The organism is Cellulosimicrobium funkei, assembly GCF_001019615.1.
Classification (GTDB): domain Bacteria; phylum Actinomycetota; class Actinomycetes; order Actinomycetales; family Cellulomonadaceae; genus Cellulosimicrobium; species Cellulosimicrobium cellulans_E.
This window is the reverse complement of record NZ_JNBQ01000044.1, coordinates 1-12,323: the sequence shown is the minus strand read 5'-3', so window position 1 is coordinate 12,323 and position 12,323 is coordinate 1. Positions and strand designations below refer to the sequence as shown.

Below are 12,323 nucleotides of genomic sequence, written 5' to 3'. Positions count from 1 at the left end.
GGCAGGTCGATCTCGGCGTCAGGCCTCGGGCTCCGGGGGTGCGCCCGTGGCGTCGTCGGACTCGACGACGCGCGACGACTCGCCCTCGTCCCCGCGCTCGGGCAGGCCGCGCTCGTCGGGGGCGTAGTAGCGGCCGGTGTAGCGCGGGCGCAGGAAGTTCTCGGTCGTGAGCACCGCGTCCACCTCCTCCGGCGTGAGCAGGCCGCGCGCCACGACGACGTCGCGCACGGAGGCGCCGGTCCGCGCGGCCTCGGCGCCCACGAGGTCGCCGTTGCGGTACCCGATGATCTCGTTGAGGTACGTGACGATGCCGATCGAGTCGAGCACGTGGCGGCGGCACACCTCGACGTTCGCCGTGATGCCCGTGACGCACTTGGTGCGCAGCGCGACGCACGCGTTGGTGAGCAGGCGCAGCGACTCGAACATGGCCTGCGCGAGCCCCGGCTCCATGACGTTGAGCTGGAGCTGGCCCGCCTCGGCCGCGTGGGTGATCGTCACGTCGTTGCCCATGACCTTGAAGCACACCTGGTTGACGACCTCGGGGATCACGGGGTTCACCTTGGCGGGCATGATCGACGACCCGGCCTGGAGCTCGGGCAGGTTGATCTCGCCGAGCCCCGCGCGCGGCCCGGACGAGAGCAGGCGCAGGTCGTTGCAGATCTTCGACAGCTTCGCCGCGAGCCGCTTGAGGGCGGAGTGCACCGCGAGGTAGGCGCCGTTGTCGTACGTCGCCTCCACGAGGTTCTCGGCCGGGACCGTCGGGAGCCCGCTCACCTCGGCGAGGCGTCGCGTCGCGACCTTCGGGTACCCGGGCGGCGTGTTGAGCCCGGTGCCGATCGCCGTCGCGCCGAGGTTGACCTCGAGCAACAGCTCGCCCGCGACCTCGAGGCGCCGGATCTCCTCGCCGACGTTCACCGCGAAACCCGCGAACTCCTGGCCGAGGCTCATGGGGACCGCGTCCTGGAGCTGGGTGCGGCCCATCTTCAGGACGTCGGCGAACTCCGACGCCTTCTCGTCGAACGCGCGCTCGAGCCGCCGGACCTCGCCCTGGAGCGCGCCGACGAGCTCGTGCACCGCGAGCCGGAAGCCCGTGGGGTAGGCGTCGTTGGTCGACTGCGACCGGTTGACGTGGTCGTTGGGGTTGATGACGTCGTAGCGGCCCTTCTCGAACCCGGCGAGCTCGAGCGCCAGGTTGGCCACGACCTCGTTGGTGTTCATGTTGACGCTCGTGCCCGCGCCGCCCTGGAAGACGTCCACGGGGAACTGGTCGAGGCACCGCCCGTGGTCGAGGATCTGGTCGCACGCGGCGACGATCGCGTCGGCGACGTCGCGCTGGATCGTCCGCAGCTCGCGGTTCGCGAGCGCCGACGCCTTCTTGACCAGGACCATGCCCCGGACCATCTCGGGGACGTCGCTCACCGTCGTCCCGGAGATCCGGAAGTTCTCCATCGCCCGCACCGTGTGGACGCCGTAGTAGGCGTCCGCCGGGACCTCCTTCGGCCCCAGCAGGTCCACCTCGGTGCGCGTCCGTTCGCTCGACATGCCCCGACCGTAGCCCCGCCGGACCGTCCCGCACGCGGGGCGGCCGCCTCAGCCCACGGGCTCGTAGGCGAACCGCTCCACGCGCACGACGGACGCCGTCGGCCGGCCCTCGCTCGTCGCGTGCACCCCGAGCCAGAGCCCGAGGAACCCGCCCGCCGCGGCGCTGTCGAGCGTGCGGCCGTCCACCGTCGCGACGAGCTCGAGCGAGCCACCGGGCTCGTCCCTCGCCGGACCGGCGACGAGCCCGTAGTCCTGCCCGCGCACGCGCAGCCCGACGACGACCGGCTCCCCGGGCGCGGCGCTCGCCGTGGTCTCCCCGACCACCTCGTCCGTGCCGCCACGCCGGTGCACGGCCACGACGCGCCGCGAGTCCCCGGGCCCGCCGTCGACGAGCAGGCGCACGTGGTCCCGCTCCGACTGGCGCACGACGACGCCCGCCTGCTCTCCCGCGACCTCCGGCACGCGGAGCGTGACCGTCACGTCGACGTCGCGGTGCTGCTGGCGCACCCCGAGGAAGGCCGGCACGGTGCGTTCGGCGAGCGTCGCCGGGCGCACGGGCAGGTCCCAGCCCTCGCCCGCCGGGGTCGCCACGTCCCGGGGCAGGGCCCGCACCGCGCACCAGCGCGGGTCGTCGGGGCCGACGACGCCGCTCGCCCCGCCCTGGATCGCCGGCCGGGCCGCCGTGCTCGCGAACGGGACCTCCACGGCGTCGGGCACGCGCCCCTCGCCGGGGGCGAGGACGGGCCAGCCGTCCTCCCACACGACGGGGACGAGGAACGTCTCGCGCCCGAGCGGGTAGTGGTAGCCGCCGTAGACGCGCATGGCGAGCAGCACGGCCCACCACGAGCCGTCGGGCGCCTCGACGAGGTCGGCGTGGCCCACGCCGACGACGTCGACACCCCGCCCGAGGTGGCGGTGCGTGAGGACCGGGTTGGCCTTGTTGCCCTCGTACGGTCCGGTGACCGAGGAGGCCCGCGCGACGGACACCGCGTGGTGGAAGTCCGTGCCGCCCTCGGCGGCGAGCAGGTAGTACGTGCCGTCGACCTTGTACAGGTGCGGCCCCTCGGCCCACACCGCACCGCGCACGGCGCCCGTCCACACGACGTGCTCCGGGCCGACGAGCGTGAGCGTCGCGAGGTCGAGCTCGCGCACCCAGACCTCGGTCTGGTGGAACCACTCCGGCTCGGCCGCGAGCCGGGTCCCGTGCAGCCACGCGCGGCCGTCGTCGTCGAAGAAGATCGACGGGTCGATGCCGGCGACCCGCTCGCCGTCCTCGTCGCGCAGCCACACCGGGTCGGACCACGGCCCGGCAGGGTCGGTCGCGGTCATGACGAAGTTGCCGCCGCGGGAGTCGTCCTCCGGGTCCACGAGCGTGCACACGAGCCAGAACGTGCCGTCGTGGTGGCGCAGCGTCGGCGCGTACAGGCCGCCCGACGAGCGGACGCCGTCGTAGTCGAGCTGGCCGGACCGGTCGACGACGTCCCCGACGTGCTCCCACGTCGCGAGGTCACGGCTGCGCAGCACGGGCAGGCCGGGCAGGTACTCGAACGTCGAGGTGACGAGGTAGAAGTCGTCGCCGACGCGGCAGATCGACGGGTCGGGGAAGCAGCCGGGCAGGATCGGGTTCGGGACGAGGGTCATGCGCGCTCCCCCGCCTCGACCCGCTCGGAGACCTCGACCGCGACGAGCCGCTCGTCCGCGGCCGTGACCTCGTGCACCGGCCCTGTGACGGCGAGCGTCGCGCGCGCGGTCGCCGCGCCGGGGACGACCCGGCGCTCGGCCGGCGCGGACTCGTTGACGATCGCGCCGCCGGTCGTCGACCCGAGGTCGCCGGTGCCGGGCGCGGCGTCGACCGCGCCCGCGTGCGCCCCGACCCACACCTCGACGTCGCCCGGCTCGACCACGCGCACGAGGCGACGGTCGGAGAACGCGAGGCGCGTCGTCGGGACGCGGAAGGTCACGCGGCGCGACTCGCCCGCGCCCAGGTCGACGCGCGCGTACCCGAGGAGCTGCGCGACGGGTCGCGGCACGGAGCCCACGACGTCGCGCGCGTAGAGCTGCACGACGTCCGTCCCGGCCACCGCACCCGTGTTGGTCACGGTGACCGCGGCGCGGAACGTCCCGCCCGCCGCGACGCTCGCGTCGACCTCGAGGTCCGCGTACGCGAACTGCGTGTACGACAGCCCGAACCCGAACGGCCGCACCGGCGTCGGGTCGGTGGACGTCACGTCGGACGGCCCGCCGAGCACCGGGTGGAGGTACGAGTAGGGCTGCGCGCCGCCCGCGCGGGGCAGCGACACGGGCAGGCGGCCCGACGGGTTCACCGCGCCCACGAGCACGTCCGCGACGGCGCGCCCGCCCTCCTCGCCGGGGAAGAAGCCCTGCACGACGGCGGCCGGGCGACCGGCCGTCGCACCGTCCGTCCCCGCGTCGTCCCCCAGCGCCCAGCCGATCGCGTACGGGCGACCGGTGAGCAGCACCAGCACCACGGGCGTCCCGGTGGCGACGACCTCCTCGACGAGCCGCCGCTGCACGCCCGGGAGCTCGAGCGACTCGACGTCGTTGCCCTCGCCGACCGTGCCGCGCCCGAACAGGCCCGCCTCGTCGCCGACGACGACCACGGCGACGTCCGCGGCGCGCGCGGCGTCCACCGCCCCGGCGATCCCCGACACGTCGTCGTCGTCGACCGCGCAGCCGACGGCGTGCGTCACCTCGGCTCCGGTCGGGGCGAGCGCGTCGCGCAGCGACTCCAGGACGGTCGGCAGCGCGATGCCCGCCGGGGTGCCGGGGTGGTGCGCGAGCACGTGGTTGACGAACGAGTAGCAGCCCATGAGCGCCTCGGACGAGTCCGCGTTGGGCCCGACGACGGCGACCCGGCGCGGGGCGGTCGCCGTGCCGTCAGCGCTGTCGCGGTGCCCGCGCACGAGCGGCAGCACGCCGTCGTTCGCGAGGAGCACGAGCGACTCCTGCGCGAGGCGGCGCGCGGTCGCCCGCTGCCGCGGGGTGTCGAGGTCGACGGCCGTCGGCGGCTCGTCGGCGTACGCGGCCGGGTCGAGCAGGCCGAGCTCCTCCTTCTGGTTGAGGAGGCGCAGGACGGCGCGGTCGACCCACGCCTCGTCGAGCGCGCCGGAGCGCACGCGTTCCGCGAGCGGCGCGAGGTAGGCGTCTCCCGTGGGCAGCTCGACGTCGAGGCCGGCCTCGAGCGCCTGCGCCGCGGCCTCCCCGCGGTCGGCCGCGACACGGTGCATGACCTCGAGGAACGCGACGCCGAAGTAGTCGGCGACCACGACGCCGTCGAACCCCCAGCGCTCGCGCAGGATCTCGGTGAGGTACTCCGTGCTGCCGTGCAGCGGCACGCCGTCGACGTCGACGTACGACGCCATGACCGACCGGGCGCCGCCGTCGCGCACGGCCATCTCGAACGGCGGGAGGTAGACGTCCGCGAGCTCGCGCGGCCCCGCGCTCACGGGCGCGTGGTTGCGGCCGGCGCGCGAGCCCGAGTACCCGACGAAGTGCTTGAGCGTCGCGTGCACGCCCGCGTCCTGGAGGCCGCGCACGTACGCCGTGCCGACCGTGCCCACGAGGTACGGGTCCTCGCCCACGCACTCGTCGACCCGGCCCCAGCGGGGGTCGCGCACGACGTCGAGCACGGGCGCGAGGCCCTGGTGCACGCCGAGCGCGCGCATCGACTCGCCGACCTCGCGCGCCATCTCCTCGACCAGCGCCGGGTCGAACGACGCGCCCCACGCGAGCGGCGTCGGGTACGTCGCGGCCTGCCACGCGGCGAGTCCCGTGAGGCACTCCTCGTGCACGATCGCGGGGATCCCGAGACGCGTCTCGGCCTTCAGGCGGCGCTGCTCCGCCCACAGCCACGCGGCGCGCTCCGCGGGCTCGACGGGCCGCGTGCCGTAGACGCGCGTGTAGTGCCCCATGCCGTGCCGCGTGATCTCGGCGAGGCGGCCGCCGTCCTGCTGGCCCGCCGTCATCTCCGACTGCATCGGGGCGACGGTGCCGTTCTGGTCGAGCCAGTAGCCCACGAGCTGCGCGAGCTTCTCGTCGAGCGTCATGCGGGCGTGCAGCGCGCGCACGCGCTCCGAGACCGTGGGCGGCTGCGGGGGTGCCGGGCGCGGGCTGCGCGGCGCCTGGGCTGCCGGCTCCGGGGAGCCGGTGGGTGCCGTCGGGACGGCAGGGACGACGTCGGTCACGGGACCGTTCTCCTTCGATGGGTGGCCCTGCCCCGCGCGCGGCGCGGGGCAGGGACGGGGTGCGCGGACGGGCGGGCGGTCAGCCCTTCACGGCTCCGGAGAGACCGCCGACGATGCGCCGCTCGAACAGCGAGAAGAAGACGAGCGCGGGGATCATCGACAGGGAGGTGAAGGCGAGCACGCGGGCGGTGTCCACGGAGTACTGCGACGCGAACGCCTGCACGCCCAGCGGGAGCGTGTACGACGTCTCGTCGTTGAGGATGAAGAGCGGGAGCATGTAGCTGTTCCAGCTCGCGACGAACGCGAGGATCCCCACGGTGATGACGCCCGGCAGGGACAGCGGCACGACCATGCGGAAGAAGAACCCGAGCCGGCTCGCCCCGTCGATCGACGCCGCCTCCTCGATCTCGCGCGGGATGGCGCGCAGGAACGGGACGAGGATGATGACGGTCGTCGGGAGGGCGAACGCGATCTGCGGCAGCACCAGGCCGCCCACCGAGTTCATCAGCCCGAGCGAGCGGATCATGATGTACAGCGGGGTGATCGCGACGGTCATGGGGAACATGAGGCCCGCGGCGAACAGCGCGTACAGCGCCCCGCGCCCGGCGAACGAGTAGCGCGCGATGACGTAGCTCGCCATGAGGCCGAGGACGACGACCCCGAGGGTCGTGAGGAGCCCGGCCACGAGCGAGTTCCCGAGCTGCTGCCAGAACAGCGAGCTCGTCAGGACGCTGACGTAGTTCTCGACCTGCCACGGGTCGGGCAGGCCCGACGGGTCGGCCGTGATCTGCGCGTTCGTGCGGAACCCGCCGATCACGATGTACGCGATCGGGGCGAGGCACACGCCCACGAGCAGCCACGCGACGACGTACGTCAGCGGACCGCCCCGGCCGATGCCGGAGCCGCGCGGCTCCTTCGGGGTCTGGACGCCGGCGGCACGCTCGGGCGCGGGTGCGGCGGTGACGGTGGCCATCACTTCTTCCCTTCCGTGATCGCGCCCTCGGTGTCACGGCGCAGGACGTACCGCTGGTAGACGAGCGCCACCGCGAGCGAGATGAGGAACAGCACCACGGCGACCGCGCTGCCGTACCCGTAGTTCCCCGCGTTGCGGCCGTTCGCCACCATGTAGGTCGCCATGGTCGACGTCCCCGCCGTCGAGGCCACGTACTGGCCCCAGATGATGTAGACGAGGTCGAAGAGCTGGAGCGAGCCGATGATCGACAGGAACGCCCAGATGCGGACGGTCGGGCCGAGCAGCGGGAGCGTCACGTAGCGCTGCGTCTTCCAGTACGACGCGCCGTCGATCGCGGCCGCCTCGCCCAGCTCGTCGGGGATGCCCTGGAGTCCCGCGAGGAAGAGGATCACGGCGAAGCCGATGTACTTCCACGTGATGATGAGCAGCAGGGTCCAGATCGCGACGTCCGGGTCGGCGAGCCAGTCGACCGTGAGGAACCCGAGGCCGATGCGTTCCAGCAGGTCGTTCACGGCGCCCGTCGTCGCGAGCATGAGGCTGAAGCCCGTCCCGACGATCACCTCGGACACCACGTACGGCACGAACACGAGCACGCGGATCACCGAGCGGCCGCGGATGCGCCGGTTGAGCATGAGCGCCACGACCACGGCGACCGGGCCCTGGAGCACGAGCGACATGATGACGATGAACGCGTTGTGCCCCAGCGCCGCGAGGAACTCGGGGTCGCGGAAGATGATGAGGTAGTTGTCGAACCCGACGAACTCCGTCGGCGGCCCGAAGCCCTTCCACTTGAAGAACCCGTAGTACGCGGCCATCACCACGGGGACGATGACGAAGGTCAGGAAGACGACGAGCGCGGGCCCGGCGAGCACCGCGATCTCGGCTCGCTGCGCCCAACGGCCGCCGCGCGGGGGGCGCCGCGCGGCGACCGGGGCGACCGGGGGCGGCGTGACGCCGCCCCCGGCCCTGTCCTCGGGCGTCGTCGTGCTCGGCGAGATCTCGCCCTGGGACACGTTCATGGAAGTGGTTACTCCTTGGCGGCCGCGTCGTTGACCGCGGTGACGATGTCCTCGGGCGTGCCCTGGCCGGCGAGCAGGTTGACGACGGCCGTGTTCAGGGCGTTGCCGATGTTCTGGCCGTAGAGCGTGTCGAGCCAGACGGAGACGTACGGCGCCTCGTTGTACGCCTCGAGGATCGAGACGAGGGCCGGGTCGACGACCGCGCCCTGCGCCTCCTTGCTCGCGGGCAGCGTCTGGAACGCGGTGGCGTAGGCCTCCTGCGACTCCTTCGACATGGCGAAGTTGAGGAAGTCGGCGCACGCGTCCGGGGCGTCCACGTAGCACGAGTAGCCGTCGACGCCGCCCATCATCGCGCCGGGCTCGCCGTCACCGCCCTCGACCTCGGGGAACGGGAACCACTGGAGGTCGGGCAGGGGCTGCTCGTCCGGCGTGAGGGACGCGATGACGCCCGGGTCCCACGCACCCATGAGCTCCATCGACGCCTGGTGGTTCGCGAGCAGTCCGGCCGACGAGCCGGCGCCCTGCTGCGCGGACGTGGTGAGGAAGCCCTCGTTGAACGGCTCGGTCGCCGCGAACTCCTCGAGCGCGTTGCCGGCGTCGAGCCAGCACGGGTCGTCGAAGGTGCGCGTCTGGGCGGCCTCGTTCATCGCGTCCTGGGAGCAGTACCGGAGCGCGAAGAAGTAGTACCAGTGCGCGGCGGGCCACGCGTCCTTGGCACCGAGCGCGATGGGCGCGATGCCCACGGCCTTGAGCTTCTCGGTCGCCGCCTCGAGGTCCGAGATCGTCCCCGGGGTCTCGGTGATGCCGGCCTGGTCGAACAGGTCGGTGCTGTAGAACATGCCGCCGGGCAGGATCGACACCGGCATGCCGTAGACCTTCCCGTCGACCGAGAGCGCGCTCAGCGACCCGCCGACCGCCTCCTCGACCGCCGGGTCGATGAGGTCGGTCAGGTCCTTGACCTGGCCCGCCTCGACGACGTCCGCGAGCTTGCCGCCGCCGCGCGCCATGAAGATGTCGGGCGCGTCACCCGAGTTCAGGGCGGTCTGGAGCTTGCCGTCCATGTCCTCGTTCTGGATGGACTGGATCGTGATCTTCACGCCGGGGTTCTCGTCCTCGAACGCCGCGGCCGTCTCCTTCCAGTAGTCCATGCCGGGGCCGGTCGTGGAGTTGTGCCAGAAGGTCATCGAGACCGAGCCGTCGTCCGAGCCGGAGTCGCCTCCGCCTCCGCAGGCCGAGAGCACGAGCGTGCCCGCCATCGCGACGGCGGTCGCCGCCAGGAGCTTCCGAGACTTCATCGTTCCGTCCTCTTCGTCGAGTCGCACAGGGCGCACGCTGCCTCGAGCGCGCCGGGCTGCCGCCGCGTCGGGGCCGCCACGGCGACTCTCGCAAACGGAGGGGCTGCGTGTCAATCGTTATCGATAACGTTTTACATACGATGCGTCGCAAGCTGCCTGGCGGCGCGGGCGCCACCGTGCGGACACGGTCTCGCGACGTGGCCGCGGACCAGGACGAGCGCTCGGCGGTGCGCCGCCGAGGCACCGCGGCACGGGCTACTGTCTCCCCATGCGCTCCACGGGAAGAGTCACGATCGGCGACGTCGCGCGCACCGCCGGCGTCTCGGTCGCGACGGTCTCCAAGGTGATCAACGGCCGCTACGGCGTCGCCCTCGAGACCTCCCGGCACGTCCAGGAGGTCATCGACCAGCTCGGGTACGAGTCGTCGATCGTCGCGCGCAGCCTGCGCAGCAGCCGCACGAACGTCATCGGCATCCTCGTCGCCGAGTTCGAGCCGTTCTCGACCGAGCTGCTCAAGGGCATCTCCGAGGCCGTCGACGGGACGGGCTACGAGCTGCTCGCCTACTCCGGAGGGCTGCGCCGCGACGACCGCGTCGGCTGGGAGCAGCGCTACCTCTCCCGGCTCGGCGGCACCCTCATCGACGGCGCCATCCTCGTCACGCCGACCGTCGTCGCGCCGGGCAACTCGATCCCCGTCGTCGCCGTCGACCCGCACCGCGGCCCCTCCGGCCCGCCCACCGTGGACTCCGACAACCTCGCCGGCGCGCGCGCCGCGACCGAGCACCTGCTCTCCCTCGGCCACCGCCGCATCGGGTTCCTCGCCGGGCGGCCCGACCTCGAGTCCGCGCGCCTGCGCGAGCAGGGCTACCGCGAGGCGCTCGCCGACGCCGGCGTCCCGTTCGACCCCGACCTCGTCCGCGTCGGCGGCTACCGCCCCGACCTCGCCGACTCCCCCGCGCACGAGCTGCTCTCGCTCCCCGAGCGCCCCACCGCGATCTTCGCCGCGAACGACCTGTCGGCCATCCGCACCATGGAGGTCGCCGCGGAGCTCGGCCTGCGCGTGCCCGACGACGTCTCCGTCGTCGGGTTCGACAACGTCCCCGAGTCCGCGCTCACCAACCCGCCGCTGACGACCGTCGACCAGCCGATCCACCGCATGGGCGCCGAGGCCCTGCGCCTCATCGTCGACCTCGTCGAGGGCAACACCCGCGAACCCCACGTCCGCCTCCCCACGACCCTCGTCGTCCGCGGCACCACCCGCCCCCTCTGACCGGGGTGGGTCGACGCCGGGCGGGGCGCCGGCGAGGCTGGAATCCTGGGCACCTCCCCGACGTTATGTCAGCAGTACCACTGCCGACAGACCTTGAGGAGGTCGCATGGCCCGCCTCGCACGCCGCGTCCAGGTCGAGAACGACTACGGCGAGATCCTGCACTACGAGCGCCACACCGGCGGCGGCCTCGTGTCGCCGCACGCCCGTGTCCCCGAGTCCGTCCCCGTCGGGTCGGGCACGTACGTCGAGAAGGGGGCCGTCGTCGGGCACGGCTGTCAGCTCGGCGACGGGAGCTGGATCGACCGGGACGTCGTCCTCGGCCGTGACGTCCGCATCGGCGACAACGTGCGCCTCGCCCCCGAGACCCGAGTCGGCGACCGTGCCCGCGTGGGCAGCGGCGCGCGCGTCGGGCGGCGCGTGCTCGTCGAGCCGGGCGCCGTCGTCCCGCCGGACGAGATCGTGCCCGACGACGCCACCGTGCGCCGTCGGGGCGGCGTCCGGTCGGGGTACGACGTCGCCGCCTGACGACGCGCAGACGCCCACCCCTCTCGCCTCGCCCCCGACGCGCCGAACGCTTCGTCCCGCACGTCGAACCCGGGGTTGTCGGCGCATCTTGTGCCGAGCATCCCCGGGTTCGGCGCGCCGTCCCCGTGACCCCGGATCGGCGGCGCGGGCGGTGGACGCCTTTTCCCCGCGGCGGTCGGGTGCGTAGCCTTACCGCCCGTGACCTACCCGCCGCACGGCCCCGCCGTCCCTCCGCCGCACCCGCAGCAGACGCCGGTGCCCCCGCACCCGCAGGGCCCGGCGGGCGCCGCGGTGCCGCTCGACCCGCGCGCGGTCCTGGAGGGTCGCCCGCCGGGCCGGGCGCGCGTCGGCGTCATCGTGACGATCGCGGTCGCGAGCCTGTGCCTGCTCGTCGGTCTCGTGCTCGCGGCGCTGTCCGGGGTCGGGACGTTCACGGTCGGCCTCCTGCTGGCGCTCGTGCCGCTCGGCATCTGGGTGCCGGTCGTGCTCGCGCTCGACCGTCTCGAGCCGGAGCCGCCGAGCGCGCTCGTCGTGGCGTTCCTGTGGGGCGCGGGCATCGCGACCCTCGTCGCGGGGATCCTCAACACGCTCGGGCTCGAGCTGCTCACCGCGCCGCTGTTCGGCGAGGAGGTGGGCTGGTACGTCGTCGCGTCGTTCGGGGCCCCGTTCGTCGAGGAGATCCTCAAGGGCGCGGTGCTGTTCGGGATGCTGTGGTTCCGTCGGCACGAGATCGACGGCTGGACCGACGGCGTCATCTACGCGGCGATGGTCGCGCTCGGGTTCGCGGCGGTCGAGAACGTCACCTACTTCATCATGGCCGCGCAGGACGGCACGCTCGGCCCGACGTTCGTGCTCCGCGCGCTCGTCACTCCCCTGCTGCACCCGCTGTGCACCGCGCTCACGGGGCTCGGCGTCGCGAGCGCGGCCACGAGCCCGCCGGGCCCGCGCCGCGTCCTCGCGCCGATCGGCGGCCTCGCGGCGGCGATCGCGCTCCACATGCTGTGGAACGCCTCGACCGGCTTCGGGACGCTCGCGCTCGGGGTCGCCTATCTCGCGGGGCTCGGCGTCCTGGTCACGCTGATCGTGCTGCTCGTCCGGGACCGGCGGCGCACGGTCGCGACGATCCAGCGACAGCTCGTCCCGTACGTCCCGACGGGCCTGGTCACGCCCGCGGACCTCACGATGCTCTCGACGCTCGCGTCCCGACGCCAGGCGCGGGACTGGGCTCGCCGCACGGGCGGCGCCGGCGCCGCCCACGCCATGCGCGACTACCAGCAGGCGGCGACGGAGCTCGCGCTGCTCCACGACCGCGTCGCGCGCGGCGCGGTCGAGACGTGGCGCGTCGAGGGGCAGCGCCGCGCGCTGCTCCAGCTCATGCTCACGGCGCGCCAGGCGTTCCTCGTCCGGACGCCGCAGCCGCCGCCCGCGCCGTGGTCGCCGGGCACGCCGTCCGGTTTCACGTCCGACGCCTGGGTTCCCGGGCAGGGCGCGCA

9 protein-coding genes are annotated in these 12,323 nt (G+C 73.6%); 3 read left to right on the top strand and 6 right to left on the bottom strand.

The features are described 5' to 3' along the window. Nucleotides 1–18 precede the first annotated feature (18 nt). From aspA to FB00_RS18680, 6 genes are all read right to left on the bottom strand, one after another. The gene (gene aspA / locus FB00_RS18705) at nt 19–1,542 is read right to left on the bottom strand and encodes an aspartate ammonia-lyase (protein ID WP_082141506.1); all 1,524 of its coding nucleotides are present in this window, start codon (nt 1,540–1,542) and stop codon (nt 19–21) included. Between the two features lie 48 nt (nt 1,543–1,590). After that, complete coding sequence (locus FB00_RS18700) at nt 1,591–3,183, bottom strand: glycoside hydrolase family 43 protein (protein ID WP_047234432.1); 1,593 nt, start codon at nt 3,181–3,183, stop codon at nt 1,591–1,593. Continuing rightward, the gene (locus tag FB00_RS18695) at nt 3,180–5,747 is read right to left on the bottom strand and encodes a glycoside hydrolase family 3 N-terminal domain-containing protein (protein WP_419865534.1); all 2,568 of its coding nucleotides are present in this window, start codon (nt 5,745–5,747) and stop codon (nt 3,180–3,182) included. The genes FB00_RS18700 and FB00_RS18695 overlap by 4 nt, the downstream gene beginning before the upstream one ends. A gap of 79 nt (nt 5,748–5,826) precedes the next feature. Then, on the bottom strand, nt 5,827–6,720 hold the full coding sequence (locus FB00_RS18690; protein WP_047234431.1) for a carbohydrate ABC transporter permease: 894 nt from the start codon (nt 6,718–6,720) through the stop codon (nt 5,827–5,829). Next, entirely contained in the window at nt 6,720–7,739 is a 1,020-nt protein-coding gene (locus FB00_RS18685) for a carbohydrate ABC transporter permease (protein WP_047234430.1), read from the bottom strand. Before FB00_RS18685 ends, FB00_RS18690 begins: the two co-directional genes overlap by 1 nt. Before the next feature lie 8 nt (nt 7,740–7,747). Further along, nucleotides 7,748–9,034 carry an ABC transporter substrate-binding protein gene (locus tag FB00_RS18680; protein WP_047234429.1) on the bottom strand — a complete coding sequence of 429 codons (1,287 nt, stop codon included), beginning with the start codon at nt 9,032–9,034 and terminating at the stop codon, nt 7,748–7,750. A 268-nt stretch (nt 9,035–9,302) separates the two neighbouring features. Between FB00_RS18680 and FB00_RS18675 the strand changes: the two genes are divergently transcribed. The 3 genes from FB00_RS18675 to FB00_RS18665 form a co-directional block, all read left to right on the top strand. Next, complete coding sequence (locus FB00_RS18675) at nt 9,303–10,304, top strand: LacI family DNA-binding transcriptional regulator (RefSeq protein ID WP_047234428.1); 1,002 nt, start codon at nt 9,303–9,305, stop codon at nt 10,302–10,304. Between the two features lie 106 nt (nt 10,305–10,410). Beyond that, a complete protein-coding gene (locus FB00_RS18670; RefSeq protein ID WP_047234427.1) occupies nt 10,411–10,830 on the top strand; it encodes a hypothetical protein in 420 nt (139 codons plus the stop codon). Between the two features lie 198 nt (nt 10,831–11,028). Beyond that, the coding region (locus FB00_RS18665; RefSeq protein ID WP_231581941.1) for a PrsW family intramembrane metalloprotease at nt 11,029–12,323 on the top strand (1,295 nt) is incomplete at its 3' end.

Coding starts and splice junctions, on each gene's coding strand:
- aspA (WP_082141506.1), bottom strand. CDS start 1,542: ATGTCGAGCGAACGGACGCGCACCGAGGTGGACCTGCTGGGGCCGAAG.
- FB00_RS18700 (WP_047234432.1), bottom strand. CDS start 3,183: ATGACCCTCGTCCCGAACCCGATCCTGCCCGGCTGCTTCCCCGACCCG.
- FB00_RS18690 (WP_047234431.1), bottom strand. CDS start 6,720: ATGGCCACCGTCACCGCCGCACCCGCGCCCGAGCGTGCCGCCGGCGTC.
- FB00_RS18685 (WP_047234430.1), bottom strand. CDS start 7,739: ATGAACGTGTCCCAGGGCGAGATCTCGCCGAGCACGACGACGCCCGAG.
- FB00_RS18680 (WP_047234429.1), bottom strand. CDS start 9,034: ATGAAGTCTCGGAAGCTCCTGGCGGCGACCGCCGTCGCGATGGCGGGC.
- FB00_RS18675 (WP_047234428.1), top strand. CDS start 9,303: ATGCGCTCCACGGGAAGAGTCACGATCGGCGACGTCGCGCGCACCGCC.
- FB00_RS18670 (WP_047234427.1), top strand. CDS start 10,411: ATGGCCCGCCTCGCACGCCGCGTCCAGGTCGAGAACGACTACGGCGAG.